We start from the raw sequence: 19,598 nt of genomic DNA on the forward strand, positions 1-19,598 counted from the left end.
AAAGCCCGGCGTAGCTTCGGATCCGTGGCCGATCTCCCGCCGTTCACCCTGGTCGTCGTGGGCGCCGGACCCCGCGGGGTCGGCGTCCTCGAACGGCTCGGCGCGAACGCGGGCGAACTGCCCGGCGGCCGTCGGCTCGAGGTGCACCTGGTCGACCCGTTCCCGCCGGGGCCCGGCCGGGTGTGGCGCTACGACCAGTCACCGCTGCTGCGGATGAACTCCATGCCCGAGGACGTCACGATGTTCACCGACGACTCGGTGACGATGGCGGGCCCGGTGCGGCCGGGGCCATCGCTGCTGGAGTGGGCCCGGCAGGTGCGGGACGGCGGCCTCGACGCCGACGTGCCGGCCGACGTCGTCGCCGAGCTGACCGCGCTCGGCCCCTTCCACTTCCCCACCCGGCGCCTGCAGAGCGCCTACCTGACCTGGGTGTACCGGAAGGTCGTCGAGGACCTGCCCGACGGCATCGACGTCGTCGAGCACGCGGCCCGCGCGACCGGCGTCGACGGGTACACCGTCCACCTGTCCGACGGAACGGCGGTCGTGGCGGACGCGGTCGTCTTCACCGTCGGCCACCTCGACGCCGAACCGGACGAGCGGGAGCGCGAGCTGGTGGCGTTCGCCGCGCGGCACGGGCTGGCCTACTACCCGGCCGGCTACACCGCCGACGTCGACTACTCGGCTGTCGCACCGGGCGAAACCGTGCTGGTGCGCGGGTTCGGGCTGGCGTTCGTCGACCTGATGCTGCTGCTGACCGAGGGCCGCGGCGGCCGGTTCGAGGACCTCCCGTGCGGCGGCCTGCGCTACCACCCGAGCGGCGCCGAGCCGGTGCTGCACGTCGGCTCCCGGCGCGGGGTGCCCTACCACGCGAAGATCGGCTACCGGCTGCGCGGGAAACCGTTGCGGCTGCCCAGGTTCTTCGACGCCTACGCCATGGACGCGCTGCCGGGGGACGCGCTCGACTTCCGCGCCGACGTCTGGCCGCTGGTCGCGAAGGAACTGGCCTGGGGCTACTACAGCGAGCTGTTCACCGGGCACCCCGAGCGCGTCCGGATGGACTTCGCCGTGTTCGCCGACGCCTTCGCCGACCTGGCCTGGGATTCGCCCGCCATGCGGGACCTCGTCGCGCGGGCGGTGCCCGCCGAGGCCGACCGCCTCGACCTCGACCGGCTGGACCGGCCGATGGCGGGCCGCGCCTTCGGCACGGCGGAGGAGTTCGGCAAGGAACTGCGCAAGTACGTCGAGGCCGACCTGGCGCGCCGGGCGGACCAGGAGTTCAGCGCGGACCTTGGTGCCTTCATGGCGCTGCTGTCGGTGTACGGCCAGCTGCCCACGCTGGTCCAAAAAGGACGTATGGCCGCCGCCTCCCAGGTGTCCGATATGGACGGCTGGTTCCACGGGTTCTTCTCCTACTACGCCAGTGGTCCGCCGCCGCGCCGCCTGGAGGAGCTGCTGGCCCTGCACGAGGCGGGGATCGTTTCCTTCGCCGGCGCGGAACTGCGGGTGACGGCGGAGCGCGGCGTCTTCGTGGCGACGTCGGCGAGCCACCCGGAAACCGTCGAGGCCCGCACGCTGATCGAGGCGCGGCTGCCGGACCCGAGCGTGACCCGCGCGGCCGACGGCCTGCTCCGGCAGCTGCGCGACACCGGCGAGCTGGCGGAGGAGACGGTGGCGGACCCGGCCACGGGCGCCTTGCTGCCGTCGGGCCGCATCCACACGCGGGTCTCGGACTCGCGCCTGCTCGACGGCACCGGACGTCCGCACCCGCACCGGTTCGCGGTGGGCCCGCACACGAGCGCCCGCTCGGCGGCGGCGTTCACCCGGCCGCGGACGAACGCGCTGTCCTTCCGCCAGAACGACGCCGTAGCCCGCGAAATCCTGGCCCTCGTGAGTGGTAATTAGGGTTCTAACCCGAATTACCACTCACGAGGCCCAGGTGACCAGTTCGCTGAGAACCTGCTCCGGGGTGGGCATGCCGGCGATCTCGGCCGCGATCCCCTGGGCGACCTTCCGCGCTGCCGAGCCTTCCAGCAGTTCGCGGGCCGCCGCCTCGATCGCGGGGATGCGGACGGCGTCGCCGACCAGGGCCTTCGCCGCGCCGAGGGCCGACAGCGTCTCGGCGTTGGCGAACTGGTCGGCGCCCTGGGGCAGGACCAGCTGCGGCAGGCCCGCGGCGAGCGAGCCGAGCACCGTCCCCGTGCCGCCGTGGTGCACCACCAGCCCGGCGTGCTTCAGCACCTCGGCCTGCGGCACGAACCCGGCCACCCGCACGTTTTCCGGCACCGGGCCCAGCGCCGCGGGGTCGCCGGGGCCGACCGCCACCAGCACGTCCACCGGCAGCCGCGACAGGGCGGCGATCGCCCCGCGCAGCACCTGCGTTGCGCCGAAGACCACCGTGCCCAGCGTCAGGTACGCGAAGCCGTCTTCCGGGAGCGGGGGCAGCGGGACGTCGGCGTCGTACTGCGTCGGGCGCATCCGGAACACCGTCGGCACGGCTGCCGTTCCCGGGTCGCGGACGCTGCCCGGCCAGATGTCGACGCAGGCGTCGCCGAGCATGGCGTCCGCGGGCGCCGTGCCCCAGAGCGGGGCCAGCCGTTCGGCCGCGATGGCGAGGGCTTCCGGTGGCAACGACCCGATCACGTGCGAGACGGCCGGGACGCCCGCCTGCCGCGCCAGTGCGCCGGCGCCGACGTCGCTCTGTTCGTGGACCACCAGGCCGGGACGCAGCTCGGGGAGCAGCGGCCGCAGGTCGGCCATCGTGGCCTGCGGCAGCAGCTCGGCGAACGTCGTGATCCCGACGTCGACGAAGCCGGCGTCCGGGCCGTGCCGCCGCCGGGCCTCGGCCTCGGCGTCGCTGATGGAGATGCCCACGCGGTGGGTCTCGAAACCGAGCTCACGCACCTTCGGCACGAACGCCTCGCCGGTGCCGAAGACGACCTCGTGCCCGGCCGCGCGTGCCGCGTTCGCCAGCGGGAGCAGGGGGAAGAGGTGGCCGTACGCCGGGCGGCACGTGAAGAGGATCCGCACCGCCCGAGCGTACCGGCGTCAGCAGCGGTTGAGCATGTCCGTCAGCGCGGTCTTCTCGGCGGAGTTGACGGTCAGCTTGAACTTGTACTTCACCGCGACCCACATCTTCGCGTAGGTGCACCAGTAGCCGACCAGCGGCGGCTTCCACTGGTCGGGCGACTTGTCGCCCTTCTCCTGGTTGACGTTGTCGGTCACGGCGATCAGCTGCGGGTCGCTGAGGTCGTTCGCGAACGCCTGGCGCTGCGCGGTCGTCCACGACGACGCGCCGGTGCGCCAGGCGTCGGCCAGCGGCACGACGTGGTCGATGTCCACATCGGACGCCGCGGTCCAGGTCGCGCCGTCGTACGGGCTGACCCACTTGCCGGAGGTCGCGGCGCAGCTCGAATCGGTCACCACGTTCGTGCCGTCGCGCTTGAGCACCACTTCGCGGGTGTTGCAGCTGTTGCCCTGGTCGATCCAGTGCGGGAACTTGTCGCGGCTGTAGCCGGTCTGCGAGCCGTCGGCCTTGACGGTCAGGGCCGCGAGCTCGGACTTCGCCGTGGTGGCCGACGGGATGCCCGGCGGGGTCGCGTCCGCGACGCCGGCCAGGGTGCCGGACAGCGCCGCGGTGACCGCGAGGACAGTGAACGTATGACGAACAGCGCGCCTGGTTGGCATTTTGCTGCCTCCGGGTAGTGGGGACAGCTAACCCTGAAGCACCGGAGTGGCGGGTACAACACGTATAGGTGACAGCTTGCTGCTGGGCAATGAACAGCGGGTTACTCGCGGGTCACCGTACAGTTTGTTCAGACGGCGCCCCGGACCAGCCTCAGGTCTTCGGTGTGCCGGTACCAGGTCCACTTGTTCACCGCGCGCTCGTAGACGACGTCGTCGCGCACCGGCCGGGTCGGGATGCAGCCGATCTGGAACGCCCGCGAGTACAGCGTCGACGGCCGCTTGAAGATCGTGCCCTTCACCACGCGGACGGCCATGCCGGGCCCGCCGGGGTCCGGCGTCACCTCGATCGACGCGGCCGGCCCGCGCAACGCCACCTGCTCGTCGGCGTAGGCCACGCCGCGGACCAGCCGCAGCTGCCCGCGCCCGACGAGCACGCCGCCGACGTCGTCGCGGATCAGCGGCACCGGGTCGACCTCGCCGCGCAAGGCCAGCGCGAGTGCCCGCAGCGGCGTCTTCGGCAGCCCCCAGAGCGCGCCGACGACCGAATCCGGCGACGACGGCACGAACCCGACCGACACGCCGGAGAGCGCGTCCTTCCGGAGCAGGCGCAGCACGACCGCGGCGAGGTCGGCGTCCGTGCCCGAGACCACCAGGTGATCGTGTTCGCCCAGCAAGGGGTCGATTTCCGCCTTGCCGGGACGGCTCGGCACGCGGACCGACTCGACGTCGTCGACCTCTTCGAAGCCGGCCGCGTCGGCACCACATGCCACCACGATTCCGCGCACCCGCATGTCCTCCGTTACAGTCATGCACCGGCATTTAGCAGCGCCACCGGTGTCCGTCCGGGACACTAAACCTCACGTCGTCGAACACCTGGAGTGTCACATGCCGGCCATCGTGCTCATCGGTGCCCAATGGGGAGACGAAGGCAAGGGCAAGGCCACCGACCTGATGGGTGACCGTGTCCAGTGGGTCGTCCGCTACCAGGGTGGCAACAACGCCGGCCACACGGTCGTCCTGCCGAACGGCGAGAACTTCGCCCTGCACCTCATCCCGTCCGGCATCCTCACGCCGGGCGTGACGAACGTCATCGGCAACGGCGTGGTGGTCGACCCGGGCGTGCTGCTGGAGGAGCTTTCCGGCCTCGAAGCGCGGGACGTGGACACGTCCAAGCTGCTGATCTCGGCCGACGCGCACCTGATCATGCCGTACCACGTGGCCATCGACAAAGTCACCGAGCGGTACCTCGGCAGCCGCAAGATCGGCACCACCGGCCGCGGCATCGGGCCGTGCTACCAGGACAAGATCGCCCGCGTCGGCGTCCGCGTGCAGGACCTGCTCGACGAGAAGATCTTCCGCCAGAAGGTCGAAGCCGCGCTGGAGTTCAAGAACCAGGTGCTGGTGAAGGTCTACAACCGCAAGGCCCTCGACGCCGACCAGGTCGCCGACGAGGTGCTGGCGGCGGGCGAGAAGTTCGCGCACCGCATCGCCGACACGCGGCTGCAGCTCAACCAGGCCCTCGAGCGCGGCGAAACGGTGCTGCTGGAGGGCTCACAGGGCACGCTGCTCGACGTCGACCACGGCACCTACCCCTTCGTGACGTCGTCGAACCCGACGTCCGGCGGCGCCAGCGCGGGTTCGGGCATCGGGCCGGGCCGCATCACGACGGTGCTCGGCATCCTCAAGGCGTACACCACGCGCGTCGGCTCCGGCCCGTTCCCGACCGAGCTGCACGACGAGTCCGGCGAGTACCTGCGCAAGCAGGGCGGCGAGTTCGGCGTGACGACGGGCCGCTCGCGCCGCACCGGCTGGTTCGACGCGGTGATCGCGCGGTACGCGGTGCGCGTCAACGGCATCACCGACTACTTCCTCACGAAGCTGGACGTGCTGTCCGGCCTGGAGAAGGTTCCGGTGTGCGTCGGCTACGAAGTCGACGGATTCCGCACGCAGGACATGCCGATGACGCAGACCGACGTGCACCACGCGATCCCGATCTACGAAGAGCACCCGGGCTGGTTCGAGGACATCTCGGCGTGCCGCACGTTCGAGGAGCTCCCGGCGAACGCCCGCGCGTACGTCGAGCGCCTGGAAGAGCTGTCCGGCGCCCGGATTTCCGCGATCGGCGTCGGCCCGGGCCGCGAGCAGACGATCGTGCGGCATCAGTTCGTTTAGGTCAGCTTCGTGCTGACGGGCGTTTCGTTCCGGAACAGGTCGAGCACCGGGCAGTGCTCGTCGACCTCGCGCTTGAGGTCTTCGTAGCGCTCCCGGCTCGCCGGGCCCTCGATTTCGACGGACACGCGCACGTCCCCGAACCCGGGCCGCGTGTTGAACGAGAAGCCGAAGAAGCCGTGCAGGTCGAGGTCCCCGTCGACGGTGACCTTGATGGAGTCGATCGGGATCCCGCGCTTCGCCGCCCAGAACTGGTAGGTGACGACCTGGCAGGACCCCAGGGCGGCCAGCGCGTACTCGACGGGGTTGGCCGCCTGGTCGGTGCCGCCGAGCGCCGGTGGTTCGTCGACGGTGAAGCGGTGGTCCCGCACGTTCACCTCGACTTCGGTTGCGGTCCCGGGCTTGAGAACGTGGGCGACGCTGAAGGAGACGGCGGCGTTGTGCGGATCGGCGTCGACGGCCTTGCGGGTGCCTTCGATGACTTCGGTCAGCGACATGGGCTCTCCTGAAGATCGTGATTTTGCTTCAGGGTGGGCGAATTCACTCCCGCGCGCTCGGGTTCTCAATTCCTGGGAAGCCCGGTTCCCGGTAGCGGCGCTCGCTAGCTTGGGATCATGACCATCGGAGTCGCGCTGCCTGCCGGGGACACGGACTCGGCGCCGAACCTCGTCGATGAGCTCCTCGCACAGACCCGCCAGGCCGCCGAGGCCGGGCTGAAGTCAGTCTGGTTCTCCCAGCTCCCGCTGAGCCAGGACGCCGTCGCGGTCGCCGCGCTGGCCGGGCGGGAAGTGCCCGGGATCGAGGTCGGCACCTCCGTCGTGCCCACCTACCCGCGCCACCCGCTGCTGGTCGCGAGCGCCGCGCTGACCGCGCAGGCCGCCACCGGTGGCCGGTTCACGCTCGGGATCGGCCTGGGCTCCCAGGGCTTCCTCGGGCCCGTTTACGGGATCGACCACCCGCCGCCGATCCGCCACCTGCGTGAATACCTGACCGTTCTCCGGCAGGCCTTCGCCGGGGAGGCCGTCGATTTCGACGGGGAGACCGTGCGCGCCCACTCGCCCGGACCGTCCACAGTGGCCGGTGGGAACGACGTCCCGGTCATCGTCGCCGCCATGGGGCCGCAGGCGCTGGCCGTCACCGGGGAACTGGCCGACGGCACCTTCCCGTACCTCGCCGGGCCGAGAGTTCTGGCCGAGCGGATCGTCCCGGCCCTTCCCGACGGCAAGCGGATCATCGCCGGTGTTCCCGCCGTCGTCACCGACGATCCCGACGCCGTCCGCGCGCTGGCCGCCGAGCGGATGGCCCTCTACGGGCAGATCCCGTCGTACCGGAAGGTCCTCGACGCGGAAGGCGTGGACCACCCCGTGGAGCTGGCCCTGATCGGCGACGAAAAGACCGTCGCGGCGGGGATCCGGCGTTACTTCGACGCCGGCGCCACCGACGTCGTCCTGACCCAGACCGGGATCCGCTCCGCGGAAGAGCGGCTCCGGACCTGGGCGGCGCTCAGCTCATCCGGTTCGTGAGCATCGCGGTCACCGACAGTTCCTCCAGGTCCAGTTCCTGCAGCACCTTCCGCAGGACTTCGTCGTCGAGCCGGCCCGCGCGGTTCTCCTCGATCATCGCCTTGCGCTGGGTGATCAGCAGCTCTCGCCGGGCCTTCGCGAACTGGGCCTGCGGGCTGCCGGAGTGTTCCTCGCCGGACAGCGTGATCGCCGCCTTGGCGAACCGGTAGCGCATGTCGATCAACCGCTGGAGCCGCTCCTTGAGCCGGTCCACCTTCTCCTGGGGCAGATCCAGCGAAGCCAGCCGCTCGTGGCCGATCTCGCGCAACCGCTCCTGCGCCGCCTTTTTCGCGACTTCCCGCGCGGCGAGCTCTTCCGCCTCGTCCCGTGATGCTTCCGTGGGGTCTTCGACCTTCAGCGCCCGGATCAGCGGGGGCAGCGTCAGCCCTTGGACGAGGACCGTGCCGATGGCCACGGTGAACGCGAACAGCTGGATCTCCGCGCGTCCCGGGGTGTCCGCCGGGACACCGGCCGCCGCGGCGAGCGTCACCACGCCGCGCATGCCCGTCCACGACACCACCGCCAGCGTGCGCCACGACGGTGCTTCGCGGTCGCGGCCGAACAGCCGGACCGTCTGCGGCAGGTAGGCGGAGACGAACACCGCCGGGATCCGGACCAGCATCGTCACCGCCAGCACGGCCACGGCGACCAGCGCCAGCGTGCCGTTGTCGCGGGCCGCGTGCTGGGCGCCGTCCAGCACGAAGGGCAGTTGCAGCCCCATCAGCGCGAAGACCAGCGCCTCCAGCAGGACGTCGATCGACGCCCACACCGATCTGTCCTGCATGCGGGTCGCCGGTGACGCGTACAGCGCGCGGTGGCCGAGCAACAGCCCCGCCGCGACGACGGCGAGCACACCGGAACCGCTGAAGTCGTCGCCGAAGGGATGCAGGTGTTCGGCGGTGACGTACGCGGCGAACGGCACGATGATCCCGAACGCCGACTCCATCAGCGGGTCGTCGAGCTGCCGCCGGATCAGCACCACGAGCGCGCCGATGGCCAGGCCGACGCCGATGCCCAGCACGGTCGCCACGCCGAACACCGCGAACCCGTGCCCGACCGAGCCGGCGGTGCCCGCGACGGCGGCCAGCGCGACCTTGTACAGCGTCAGCGCGGCGGCGTCGTTCACCAGGCTTTCCCCGGTCAGCACGGTCATCACCCGCCGGGGCAGGCCGAGCTTGCGGCCGATCGCCACCGCGGTCACCGCGTCCGGCGGCGCCACGACCGCCCCGAGGACCAGCGCCGCCGCGAACGGCACGTCCGGCAGCAGCAGGTGCACGAGCACGGCGACGACCAGCGCGGTCACCGCCACCAGCACCACGCCGAGCGCGACGATCGGCCGCAGCGCCCGCTTGAAGTGCGTCAGCGAGCTCTCGAGCGACGTCGAGTAGAGCAGCGGCGGCAGCACGACGGTGAGGACCAGCTCCGGCTCGAGCTCCAGCCGCGGCACGCCGGGGATCAGCGCGACGCCGAGTGCGACGGCCACCACCAGCAACGGCGCCGACAGGTTGTAGCGCCGGGCGACCGCGGTCAGCGCCAGCGAACCGGCGAGCACGCCCATCAGCGTCAGAATTTCCACCCCGGGGATCTTTCCGCAGGTCGTGCGCCCCTGCTGGGCTTCCGGGGAGTGGAAGGGCGATGGAAACTGTCGGTGGTGATGTGCATACTCGTTCGCGATCCGCACAGGTGTGCGGACGGCGTGCACCTCCGGAGGTTTCGATGTCCCCTGGCACCCGCTCCTGGGTCGTGCCCTTGGCCTGGACCGCCGTCCTGCTCGACGGGTTCGACCTGGTCGTGCTCGGCACGGTGCTGCCCGTGCTGCTCCGCGGCCACGTCTGGGGCCTGACGCCGGCCACGGCGTCGGTCGTGTCGACCGTCGGGCTCGCCGGGATGATGCTGGGCGGGCTGGCGATCGGCACGGTCACCGACGTCATCGGCCGCCGGAAGTCCCTGATCATCTCCGTGACGCTGTTCTCGCTGTGTACCCTGCTGTGCGCGTTCGCGCCGTCGACGTTCGTCTTCGGGCTGCTGCGGTTCGTCGCCGGGCTCGGCCTCGGCGGCTGCCTGCCGACGGCGATCACGCTGGTCACCGAGTACGCGCGGCAGGGCAGGGCCGGCAGCGCGACGACCACGGTGATGACCGGCTACCACGTCGGTGCGGTGCTCACCGCGCTGCTGGGCATCGTGCTGATCTCGCCGCTGGGCTGGCGGGCGATGTTCGTCGCCGGCGCGCTGCCGGCCCTGGTCCTGGTCCCGCTGATGCTGAAGTACCTGCCGGAGTCCGAGACGTTCGAGCGGGTCCGCGAGACGGAGCGGTCGGCGGGGCACGCCGTCGCCGGGCTGTTCCGCGGCGGCCTGCTGCGCGCGACGATCGCGTTCTGGGTCACCTCGTTCATGGGCCTGCTGTTGGTCTACGGCCTGAACACCTGGCTGCCGGAGATCATGCGCCAGGCGGGGTACCCACTGGGTGCGGCGCTGAGCCTGCTGCTGACGCTGAACGTCGGCGGCATCGTGGGCCTGCTCGTCGCGGGCCGGGTCGCCGACCGCGTCGGCATCCGCCCGTCGGCCATCGTCTGGTTCTGCGCGGGCGCGGTGTTCCTCGCCCTGCTGAGCGTGAAACTGCCCGCGGTGGGGCTGTACGCGGCGGTGTTCCTGACCGGCTGCTTCGTGTTCAGCGCCCAGGTGCTGGTGTACGCCTACATCGGCCGCATCTACCCGGACGCGATCCGGGCCACGGGCCTGGGCTGGTCCGCGGGCATCGGCCGGATAGGCGCCATCTCCGGCCCCATCCTCGGCGGCGCCCTGCTGACGGCGGGCATCGCGTACCCATGGGGCTTCTACGCATTCGCAGCGGTGGGAGCCCTGGGAGCGGCGGCGGTGACGGTGGTCCGCCCCGGCCATCGGAGTCCGGTGCCGGAGATCGCCGAAACCCGCCCGGCGACCACTTGAAAGGCGCCGGATGTCCCCGGACAGCCGCACCGGGCTGTCCGGGGACGGTGGTCAGGCGGCTCGCTCCGCGCTCGCCTGGGTGCCCTCGCGCACAGGCTGGGCCGGGTGTGCCGCGGCCTTGCGCAGGGCAGCCCGGCGGGGGCTGAGCCAGCGTGACCCGGCGAACCGGATGACGCGCCAGCGCAGCCGCGCGGCGACGGACAGCATGTGTTCCTGGTTGTCGCGCTTGGCGACCAGGTAAGCGAGCGTGTGGCCGCCCGGCTCCGGCATCACCAACGACCGGTGCCGCACCTTCAGGCCGCCGACGTCGAGGCCGGCCAGCTTCTCGGGGTTGTTGGTGAGCAGCGTGACTTCCTTGAGCCCCAGCTGTTTCAGCAACGCCACGGCGTCCCCGTACGACCGGGAGTCGGCCTTGCACTCCAATGCCGCGTACGCGGCGAACGTGTCCATGCCGGTGTCCTGGCAGAGCCGGTAGCCGCGCGCCTTCGTCAGTAGCCCGGCACCTCGGCCTTCCTGGTCCAGGTAGATGAGGACCCCGGAGTGCTGCTTGATCTCTTCGACCGACTTGTCGAGCTGGTAACGGCAGTCGCAGTTGGTGGACCCGAATATCTCGCCGTAGAGGCAGCGGGACTGGATCCGCACGAGACACCCGTCCCGCGGCTCGCCGAACACCGCCGCGCACGCCGGATTGGGTTGTTTGGTGCCGTCGAGGACGACGACCCGGAAATCGCCGTCCGAATCCTGCAGTTCGTGCTCCACGACCTCGGTCACGGGTTCTCCACGTCAGGTCTTCTCCACAGCCGGTCGACGTCTTCGGTGCCGGGCATGGAGTCGGTGATCTCCTCGAGCGTGAGGTTGACGGTCATGGCCCGGATCGCCCATTCGAGAGCGGCCACGGTCAGGTCTCCGCCGTCCTTGAGGAGCTGGAAAGTCAGAGCCGCGGAAAAGGCTTCCCGCGCTCCGGGAGTGTCTTCGAGCGGAACGTTCGGGCCCTCGATGTCCCTGGACCGGGTCCGGGAGCGGATCTTGGCGCCGAAGTTCTCCACCACGCAGACTGTCTTGACGCCCAGGGTGAGCAGTTCCTCAGCCAGCGCGTCGACCGTGTCGGGGCGGCCCGGGTAGGACAGGAGCCCGCGCAGTTCGCCTTCACGGCCGACGAGGTAATCGACGCCGTGAAGATGCCGGTAAAGCTGTTGCGGCGTTTCCATGGGTGGCGAAGCCTGCAACAGGACCAGCGGTTTCGGCGATTGCCGGGCGGCCGTGTCGAGCGCCCATTGCACCGTTTCCACCGGTGGTTCCAAGGTGATCAGGACCGCATCGGCGTCGGCGATTGCTCGTTTCGTGCGCGGTTGCTCGAATTCCGTTGTGGACAGTGAGACCTTACCCTTGTTCATCCAGCCCAGATAACGAGTCTCACCCCGTTGTGTCACGAGCATCAAAGCCCGCGGATTGGCCTCTCCCGGCGTCGTCCGGATCAGCTCGGTCGAGAGGCCTTCTTGCTGCATGTAGCGGGTGAGCTCGCGGGCGGCCTCGTCGCCTCCGATGGCGGCGCAGAGCCGCGCGCGGAGGCCGAACCGCCGCGCGGCGACCGCCAGGTTCAGGCCCTTGCCCCCGGGGTGCTCCTCGAACGAGGTCGCCTGCACCGCGGCCCCGATTCCGGGCAGCTCGTCGGAGACCACGACCACGTCCGTCACCGCACCACCGACCACGACGATCGAGTTGCTGGGCGCACGCGCATCGGCGGCCGGCTCCAGCAGCGAGGCTTCCGGGTTGTGCACGCAGCGCTCCGCGAGCCGGACGAGCGCGCGCGCTTCGACCGAGCCGCGCAGGGTGCGCACGGTGGGCGGCGGCGGGACCTCGGTCACGCCGAGCAGGTGGTGGTACGCCTCCCAGTGCTGGGCGAGCGCGGTGCGCCGCTTGCCGAGGTCGTCGGCGTACAGCCCGCGCAGCTTCGGCCGGCCGGCGAGCGGGTCGTCGAGCACGCCGAGGGCGAGCACGGCGTCCGCGATCAGCCGGTCGGTCGGTTCGAGATCGGCGGCGACCCGGGTGACGACGTCGACGATGGCCTGGTCGGTGGACACGGCGTGCTCACGCGCGTACCGGCGCACGGCGGGCAGCTCGGCGAGCAGCACGACGTCGACCTCCGTCGCGCCGAGCCGCTCGACGTTGAGGCCGCTGCGGGTGCGCAGCTTGAGGAAGACGTTTCGGACGCCCTCGACGGCGGCGTCGGGCTTCGCCATTAGCCCAGCCTACCCTTCTGTCATTTGACGCCTTCAACATGACACTTGCTGGACAAACCGCGGGCAGTTCCATGGCAGGTGCACGGCCGTGCGTCACGATCAGTTCAACTGCCGCGGGCGAGGGTACCTCCTCCGCTGGTCCGTTCGGGTCACCAACCTCCCGGTCTCGCGCGTAACCCGACTGCCGCATGACGGAACGTCGAGGTTTCGGTCGGCGAAACCGGTATCTTCCCTATCGTCACGTCAATTGACATCGTTACTCGGCAAATGTCACCCTGTGGTTGCCTCATCGGCCCCAGGGAGGTCGACATGAAGCCCTGCAACTCAGGTGCAGGCCACGGAACAAGCCTCACTCGTCCGGGGTCCGCTCTGCGGATTCCGCAGGGAGCCGCGCTGCTCGGCGCCGGAGCGCGCCCCTGTCCGGCAATTGCCGCCGTCGGGCTGCTGGCGCTGTCAGTCGCCGGTTGTGCCGTGCCCGCGAAGGCGGTCGACCCGGCCGGCGGAGACCGGGTCGTCATCGTCGCCAGCGCGACCGCGAACGAGCCCCGCCCCGCCGTCACCGACGTGGCCCGCAAGCTCCTCGTCGACGCCGCGAACAGCGGAAACGCCTCTTCGCGTGGCGACGGCAACAGCAGCGTCGCGCTCGTCGCGACCGCCGACGGGGCGGAGTCGCGGCAGTTCGTCCTGACGCCGAGGCGGGCCGACGGCTCGCTGGAGCACGGGCTGCAACGGCCGTCGCTCATCGACCGCAACGTCCAGGCCACCGTCGACGCGATCGCCGCCACCGCCGCCACGCAGGCCGGGCTCGATCTGCTCGCGGGGATCGACGCCGCCACCCGCGGGATCACCCCGGGCCGGCTGATCGTCGTGAGCAGCGGCCTGAGCACGGCCGGTGCCTTCGACCTGCGGCAGGTCGGCTGGGACGCCGAGCCGGAAGAGGTCGCGAACCAGCTGGCCGCCAAGAAGGCGTTGCCGCACCTCGAACACTGGCACGTGCTCTTCACCGGGCTCGGCAGTGTCGCCGGAGCGCAGCCGCCCCTGCCCGGACCCACGCACGACAAGCTCCTCCAGTACTGGCAGGCGATCTGCGCACGAGCTCAGGCCGCCGGCTGCGACTTCGACGACAAGCGGGTCGCCGCCGAGCCGTCCCACGCCACGGTCGCCACGCCGGTCGTGCCGGTGCCCGGCGTGACGTCGGTCGTGGGGCCCGCGGGGCAGGTCAGCACCACCGTGTCCGACAGCGCGCTCGGGTTCTCGGGCGACTCCGCGGTGCTGTCCCCGGGTGCCCAGGAGCTGCTGCGCACCCTCGCCGGGAGCATCACCGCGCGGTTGGCGGGCCGGCCCGGCGCGGTGGTGACCATCCGGGGCTACGCCGCCGATCCGCCGGGGTCGACCGCGGCCGGGCGTCAGCAGCTCGCCGACGAGCGCGCCCGGGCGGTGGCCGACGCACTCGGCCAGGCCGGCGTGCGCCAGCGGCTCGACGCGGCCGGGATCGGGACCCAGCCCGGCCGGACGGCGATGGTGGGCGGCCGGTTCGACGAAACCGCGGCCGCCGCGATGCGGCGGGTGGAGATCGCTTACTAGCAGACGAGGAGGTACCGCCATGACCAGCAGCGACGAGACGCGCAACCTGCCGCTCCCGCAGCCACGGCGCCCGCGGGAGGGTCCGCACACCGGGGGCTCCTCGGCTGCCGGAGACCGGTTGCTCGCCCGGATCCGGGAGCTCCGCTACCTGGCCGACCGGGTGATGGACGACCACGTCGTCGGCCCGCACGGGCAGAACCTCACGGTCGCCGAAGCCCACGCCCGGGCGGAGCTCCTCGACGGGTTGATCGAGCTGGAGCAGGTGCGCGGCAGCCTGCGCCACCGCCGCGTCAACCGGCTCACCCGGGTGCTGACCCTGCTCACCGTCACCGTGGTCGACCTGCCGATCATGTTGTGGCTGGCCAGTTCGGTGTTCAACGTCGACTGGGCGGTGCCGTTCGGGCTGCCGCTGCTCATCAGCGTGGTGATCTCGGTGCTGGCCACCGTCGGCGCCGCGACCGCGTTGCACCACCTGGGCCACAACCAGCGCCAGCACAAGAACCACCGCCGTCAGCTGGAGTGGAGCAGGCTGTCCACCGGCGCCAAGCTGAGCCTGCTGACGGTCGGGCTGCTGGTGGGCCTGATGGGCGTGGTGATGTTCGTCCGGGTCTCCACCGAGGGGCTGCTGTCCGGGATGAACGGCCTCGCGTTGCTGATGGCGGTGCTCGTCGCGCTCGTCATGGTCGTGTCGGCGACGCTGGTGTTCTGGACGGCGTTCCGCGACGGTTCCCTCGAACAGGACGACCTGCGCCACTACAGCGAGTGCGTCCGGCCGCACCTGGCCGCCAAGCGCGAGTACGAAGACCAGGCCTACGAGCTCGGGTGCCAGTACGACCTGCTCCGCAGCCGCGCCGAACGGGAGAGCGCGCCGGCCGAGTGAGCGGGCGGTGAGGGAGTCCCGCGCGGGACTCCCTCACCGGACGTCAGCCGAGGTGCTTCAGTTCCTCTTCCACCGCGGCCAGTTCCGCCTCGGAACCCTGGACCTTCGGCCCCTTGAACCACTTCCGGGCCGAAAGCACCCACCACAGGCCGGCCCCGCCGAGCACCACGAGGAACGCGATCGGCGTGTAGTTGAACGAAGCGGCCGTCACCGGCGACACCTGCGGCAGCATGAAGAGCACGAAGATCAGCGCGACCCACACCGTCGCGATGATGCCGATCGGCTTGCCCCAGCGGCCGAGCGACCACGGCCCCGGCTCGAACGAGTCGCCGCGGCGGACGCGCAGGAACACCGGGATCACGTACGCCACGTACAGCCCGACCACGGCGATCGACGTCACCGCGGCGTAGGCCGTCGCGCTCCACAGGTACGGCAGGGCCAGGATCAAGGCGCCGCCCGCGGCGAGCCACACGGCGTTGGTCGGCGTCTGCGTGCGCTTGTTGATCTTGTGCCAGAAGCCCGAGCCCGGGATCGCGCCGTCGCGGGCGAAGGCGTAGATCATCCGGGAGTTCGCCGTCACCGACGCCATGCCGCAGAACAGCTGGGCGCCGATGCAGATCAGCAGGAGGAACTTGCCGGTGACCGCGCCGGTGGCGTCGATGAAGATCTGCGCCGGCGGGACGCCGGTCGCGGAGTTCACCGCGCCGTCGTAGTCCTGGATCGCGAACGTCAGGCCGATGAGCAGGATCCAGCCGGCGACGAGCGAGACGACGATCGACGTCACGATCCCGCGCGGGCCGGCCTTGGCCGCGTTCTTCGTCTCCTCGGTCATGTGCGCCGAAGCGTCGTACCCGGTCAGCGTGTACTGCGCGACCAGCAGCCCGAGCGCGAAGACGTAGATCGACGATCCCCAGCCCGTCTGGTTGACGAAGCTGCCGAAGACGAACGACGCGTCCTGGTGCTTGTCCGGCACGATCGCCAGCACGCCGACGATCACCAACACGCCGAGCACGTGCCACCACACGCTGACGTTGTTGAGGATCGCGACCAGCCGCACGCCGAAGGTGTTCAGCAGGCCGTGCACGACCAGGATGATCACCAGCAGCAGGATGGTGTGCCCCGGCGTCGCTTCGAAGCCGAACTGCAGGTCGAGGAACGCGTTGAGGAACAGCGCCGCGCCGAAGTCGATGCCCGCCGTGACCGCGATCTGGCCGATCAGGTTGAACCAGCCGGTGAACCACGACCACGCGGGCCCGTTCTTCGGCGCCAGCTTCGCGGCCCAGTAGTAGAGCCCGCCGGCGGTCGGGTAGCTGGAGCAGACCTCGGCCATCCCGAGCCCGACCAGCACGACGAACACGCCGACCAGTGGCCAGCCCCAGATCATCGTGGCGGGCCCGCCGGTCTGCATGCCGAACTTGTAGAGCGTGAGGCAGCCGGAGAGGATCGAGATGATCGTGAAGGAGACGGCGAAGTTCGAGAACGCCGACATCGTCCGTTTGAGCTCTTGGGCGTATCCCAGCTGGTGTAGCCGGGCGGCGTCGTCGTCGGCGTGGTCGGGAGTGGTCTGCTGGTCGGAAACATCCATCGAGCACCTCTTGAAAGGTATGCGGCCAGACCATTGAATTCGCCGAAGGTAGCCTTGGCGCCGGAGGGTGTCAAGCCTTCGTGAAGAACTCGTCCAGCCGGCGCAGCAGGGGCCCGCCACCTCGGTGGTTGTTCGAGATCAGGGTGGCGGTGAGCCCGGACGACGGCTCGTGCGTGCTCCAGAACGTGACGCCGTGGTCGCCGCCCACCAGCCGCACCACGCCGGGCCGGGGGAGGAAGAAGCCCAGCCCGTAGCCGTCCGCGTGCGGGCGCAGCATCCGGTCCACCCACTCGCGCGGCACGAGCCGGCCGTCGAGCAGCGCGGGCCAGAACTTCCGGAAGTCTGGCGCGGAGCTGTAGATCCCGCCGTCGGCGAAGCCCACGACGGGCAGGCTGAACACGTTGGTGCGGCCGTCTTCGAGGTAGCCGGTGGCCGTCCGGGCGGGCAGCGCGTCCGAGCGGAGGAACGCCGTGTCCGTCATGCCCGCCGGCTCGGTCACCCGGAGCCGGACGAGGTCGGCGAAAGGTATGCCCGCGATCCGTTCCGCGATCAAGCCGAGGACGGCGAAGGCGCCGTTGTGGTAGCGGAACTCCGTGCCGGGCGCGGAGACCTGCGGATACCCGTCGAGGGCGGCGAGGTAGTCGGCCGACGTGGCGAGGAGCGGAGTCGGTGGTGGCGGTGGATCCGCCTCTTCGTCGCAGTAGTCGCCGATGCCGGACGTGTGCGTCAGCAGGTGCTCGACGGTGACGCGGTCGTCGATCAGCGGCAGGTCTTCGCCGAGGACTTCGCGCGCGGTCGTCGAAAGCGCCAGCCGTCCTTCGGCGACCAGGCCGACGACGACCAGCGCGGTCAGGCCCTTCGTGCCGCTGGCGATCGCGAACCGCGTGTCGACGGTGTTCTCGACGCCGTGCGCGATGTGTGCGTGCCCGTAGGCCTTCGCGGCGAGCGTCTCCTCGCCGCGGCTCACCAGGATCACGCCGGAGAACGAGTGTTCCGCGGCCAGTTCGTCGAAGGATGCCCCCATGGACCCAGCGTCCACGGGAGCACCCTCCGCCGCAAAGCGATTAACGGCCCAGGAACGCGTGCAGCGACTCCAGCGCGGTGTCCGGCTGGTCGGCGAAGAAGCCGTCGACGCCGGCCTTGAAGAACGCCGCTTCCTCGGTGAAGACGTCACCGAAGGCGTCCGGCGCGGCCGACGAGCGCAGGTTCGCGGGCAGGAACGGGTTCTCGTTCCGGAACGTGTACGGCTGCACCTTCAGGCCCGCCTGGTGCGCGTCGGCGACGAGCGCGGTCGGCGTGCCCAGGTTGTCGTTCTTGTCCCGCGGGATGACCTGCGCCTTGTCCGGCCCGAGGTACTTCGCGTACTTCGCGACTTCGCGCAGCCCCTGCGGCGTGACGAGGTCCGCGTACGTCCGCTTGTCGCCGTTCGCGACGAAGTCCGCCGGGGCGCCGGAGGCCGAGGTCAGCTGCAGCAGCGGCGTGCGGACCAGCTTGTGCAGCGCGATCAGGTTCGACACCTCGAACGACTGGATGATCGCGGGCGCGTCCGGCCGGTCGAGGCCGTTGCGCTTGAGGATTTCGACCAGCTTCGGCTCGGTCGGGTTGCCGATGGACTGGAAGAAGGTCGAGTGCTTGACCTCGGGGTAGGTGCCGAGCGTCCGGTGCAGCTCGCGGCCCAGCCGCTTGGTCAGGTCGAGCACCTCCTGGTAGGAGGCGATCTGGTAGCGGCCGTTGTAGAGCGTGTTGTGCGGCCGGTTCTGCGGGATCCGCTCGACCGCACGCAGCGTCTTCAGCTCGGCCAGCGTGAAGTCCTGGGTGAACCACCCGGTGGTGGTAACCCCGTCGAGCACGACGGTCTTCTTCCGGTTCGCGAACTCGGGGTGCTTCGCGACGTCGGTGGTGCCGCCGATCTCGGGTTCGTGCCGGGCGACGAGCTGGCCGTCCTTCGTGGGCACGAGGTCGACGTCGACCCAGTCGACGCCCATCCGGTAGGCGAGCTCGTAGGAGGCGAGGGTGTGCTCCGGCCGGTACCCGGGCGCGCCGCGGTGTCCGATGATCACGGGGTCATGGTGGCCCCGCCCGCGCGCGGCCGCATCGGCGGACCCACTTTCGGCGGCGCCCGCCGACCCGACGGCGAAGCCGGCGACGCTCAGCAACACCAACCCGGCGAGTGTCAGTACGCCGACACGTTTGCGCTTCATCTGGTGACCTCTTTTCACACAGGGTGTGCCCTGGATGTACCCGCGCCACCTTTGATGCCGCAAGCGTCCGAAGTACGTACCTGGCCGGTCGAAGCGGTAAACGGCGCGTGGACTCCTGTTCGCCCGGCTGTGGGCCGCGGCACGGCTCGGCCCCGCGGCGGGCTGCGGCGAGCGGCATGCTGAGACGGGCCGCGTGCTGAGGCGGGGCGGGGGCGAGTGGCGTGCTTAGGCGGGGCGCAGGGCAGTGGCGTGCTGAGGCGGGGCGGCGGCGAGTGGCGTGCTGAGGCGGGCGGCGGTCGCCGAAACCCCCGAGCACGGCCCGCCCTCCCTGGGGGCTGCCCCCGCTTCCAGCGTATCGGCGGGGGCGGACAAAACTGCCGGATCGCGGGCGCTGTGGGCCGACTTGTCCACACCCTGGCGGACTTGTGGACCCCCGGCGCTCCCGGGCAGGAGCAAGGCCCGGCAGACTGCGGATCCCGGCGGCACCCCAGGCGGGAGCACGGCCCACGCTCCCTGGGCAGGGCTCCGGCAAAGTCGCTGTGTAGGTCATGTGGGGATTAGGAGCCGGGAGCTCGGGCTGCCGAGGGTGCAGCTGCCTTCGTTCTCTTCGGCCGACGGGCTGTTCGGTGCCCACCACCCCGAAGCCGGGATTGTGACTACGGCCGGCAGTGCCGCGTCAAGGCGGGAAAGCGTGCCTTGACCCGGCACTGCCGGCCGGGTTGGGGCTTCGGATCGGGGTTGGGGGGA

At 70.8% G+C, this 19,598-nt stretch carries 16 protein-coding genes; 6 read left to right on the top strand and 10 right to left on the bottom strand.

What is annotated here, in order from left to right; genetic code table 11:
• Positions 1-24 precede the first annotated feature (24 nt).
• Complete coding sequence (locus tag ACWED2_RS33085; protein WP_449694424.1) at positions 25-1,902, top strand: FAD/NAD(P)-binding protein; 1,878 nt, start codon at positions 25-27, stop codon at positions 1,900-1,902.
• A gap of 21 nt (positions 1,903-1,923) precedes the next feature.
• On the opposite strand, the gene ACWED2_RS33090 is transcribed toward ACWED2_RS33085, so the two are convergent.
• The 3 genes from ACWED2_RS33090 to ACWED2_RS33100 form a co-directional block, all read right to left on the bottom strand.
• Positions 1,924-3,027 carry a glycosyltransferase gene (locus tag ACWED2_RS33090; RefSeq protein ID WP_449694425.1) on the bottom strand — a complete coding sequence of 368 codons (1,104 nt, stop codon included), beginning with the start codon at positions 3,025-3,027 and terminating at the stop codon, positions 1,924-1,926.
• An 18-nt stretch (positions 3,028-3,045) separates the two neighbouring features.
• A complete protein-coding gene (locus ACWED2_RS33095; protein ID WP_449694426.1) occupies positions 3,046-3,684 on the bottom strand; it encodes an HNH endonuclease family protein in 639 nt (212 codons plus the stop codon).
• Positions 3,685-3,812: 128 nt separating this feature from the next.
• Positions 3,813-4,475: a hypothetical protein gene (locus ACWED2_RS33100; RefSeq protein ID WP_449694447.1), complete on the bottom strand. Its 663-nt coding sequence runs from the start codon at positions 4,473-4,475 to the stop codon at positions 3,813-3,815.
• 94 nt (positions 4,476-4,569) lie between these two features.
• Here ACWED2_RS33100 and ACWED2_RS33105 point away from each other — a divergent pair, with 94 nt between their 5' ends.
• Positions 4,570-5,856 carry an adenylosuccinate synthase gene (locus ACWED2_RS33105; RefSeq protein ID WP_093946017.1) on the top strand — a complete coding sequence of 429 codons (1,287 nt, stop codon included), beginning with the start codon at positions 4,570-4,572 and terminating at the stop codon, positions 5,854-5,856.
• Here the strand turns inward: ACWED2_RS33105 and ACWED2_RS33110 are convergent.
• Positions 5,853-6,350 (bottom strand): OsmC family protein, encoded by a 498-nt coding sequence (locus ACWED2_RS33110; RefSeq protein ID WP_449694427.1) that lies wholly within the window; start codon positions 6,348-6,350, stop codon positions 5,853-5,855. The two genes, ACWED2_RS33105 and ACWED2_RS33110, sit on opposite strands and share 4 nt — an antisense overlap.
• A gap of 117 nt (positions 6,351-6,467) precedes the next feature.
• On the opposite strand from ACWED2_RS33110, the gene ACWED2_RS33115 reads away from it, so the two are divergent.
• A complete protein-coding gene (locus ACWED2_RS33115) occupies positions 6,468-7,376 on the top strand; it encodes a TIGR03564 family F420-dependent LLM class oxidoreductase (RefSeq protein ID WP_449694428.1) in 909 nt (302 codons plus the stop codon).
• Here the strand turns inward: ACWED2_RS33115 and ACWED2_RS33120 are convergent.
• Positions 7,357-8,991: a Na+/H+ antiporter gene (locus tag ACWED2_RS33120; RefSeq protein ID WP_449694429.1), complete on the bottom strand. Its 1,635-nt coding sequence runs from the start codon at positions 8,989-8,991 to the stop codon at positions 7,357-7,359. The two genes, ACWED2_RS33115 and ACWED2_RS33120, sit on opposite strands and share 20 nt — an antisense overlap.
• 140 nt (positions 8,992-9,131) lie before the next feature.
• Between ACWED2_RS33120 and ACWED2_RS33125 the strand changes: the two genes are divergently transcribed.
• The gene (locus tag ACWED2_RS33125; protein WP_449694430.1) at positions 9,132-10,361 is read left to right on the top strand and encodes an MFS transporter; all 1,230 of its coding nucleotides are present in this window, start codon (positions 9,132-9,134) and stop codon (positions 10,359-10,361) included.
• A gap of 51 nt (positions 10,362-10,412) precedes the next feature.
• Here ACWED2_RS33125 and ribA read toward each other — a convergent pair whose 3' ends face one another.
• Both ribA and ACWED2_RS33135 read right to left on the bottom strand, forming a co-directional pair.
• Positions 10,413-11,132 carry a GTP cyclohydrolase II RibA gene (gene ribA / locus ACWED2_RS33130; RefSeq protein ID WP_449694431.1) on the bottom strand — a complete coding sequence of 240 codons (720 nt, stop codon included), beginning with the start codon at positions 11,130-11,132 and terminating at the stop codon, positions 10,413-10,415.
• A complete protein-coding gene (locus ACWED2_RS33135) occupies positions 11,129-12,493 on the bottom strand; it encodes a PfkB family carbohydrate kinase (RefSeq protein WP_449694432.1) in 1,365 nt (454 codons plus the stop codon). The genes ribA and ACWED2_RS33135 overlap by 4 nt, the downstream gene beginning before the upstream one ends.
• A gap of 579 nt (positions 12,494-13,072) precedes the next feature.
• On the opposite strand from ACWED2_RS33135, the gene ACWED2_RS33140 reads away from it, so the two are divergent.
• Both ACWED2_RS33140 and ACWED2_RS33145 read left to right on the top strand, forming a co-directional pair.
• The gene (locus tag ACWED2_RS33140; protein WP_449694433.1) at positions 13,073-14,185 is read left to right on the top strand and encodes an OmpA family protein; all 1,113 of its coding nucleotides are present in this window, start codon (positions 13,073-13,075) and stop codon (positions 14,183-14,185) included.
• 19 nt (positions 14,186-14,204) lie between these two features.
• Positions 14,205-15,065, top strand: coding sequence for a hypothetical protein (locus ACWED2_RS33145; protein ID WP_449694434.1), 861 nt, complete (start codon positions 14,205-14,207; stop codon positions 15,063-15,065).
• A gap of 43 nt (positions 15,066-15,108) precedes the next feature.
• Here the strand turns inward: ACWED2_RS33145 and ACWED2_RS33150 are convergent, their stop codons facing one another.
• The 3 genes from ACWED2_RS33150 to ACWED2_RS33160 all read right to left on the bottom strand — a co-directional run bounded on the left by ACWED2_RS33150 (position 15,109) and on the right by ACWED2_RS33160 (position 18,851).
• Positions 15,109-16,650 (bottom strand): amino acid permease, encoded by a 1,542-nt coding sequence (locus ACWED2_RS33150; RefSeq protein ID WP_449694435.1) that lies wholly within the window; start codon positions 16,648-16,650, stop codon positions 15,109-15,111.
• 70 nt (positions 16,651-16,720) lie between these two features.
• Complete coding sequence (locus tag ACWED2_RS33155; RefSeq protein ID WP_449694436.1) at positions 16,721-17,674, bottom strand: serine hydrolase domain-containing protein; 954 nt, start codon at positions 17,672-17,674, stop codon at positions 16,721-16,723.
• Positions 17,675-17,714: 40 nt separating this feature from the next.
• Entirely contained in the window at positions 17,715-18,851 is a 1,137-nt protein-coding gene (locus ACWED2_RS33160) for a glycerophosphodiester phosphodiesterase (RefSeq protein WP_449694437.1), read from the bottom strand.
• Positions 18,852-19,598: the final 747 nt, after the last annotated feature.

It is taken from the genome of Amycolatopsis sp. NPDC005003 (genome assembly GCF_053600695.1).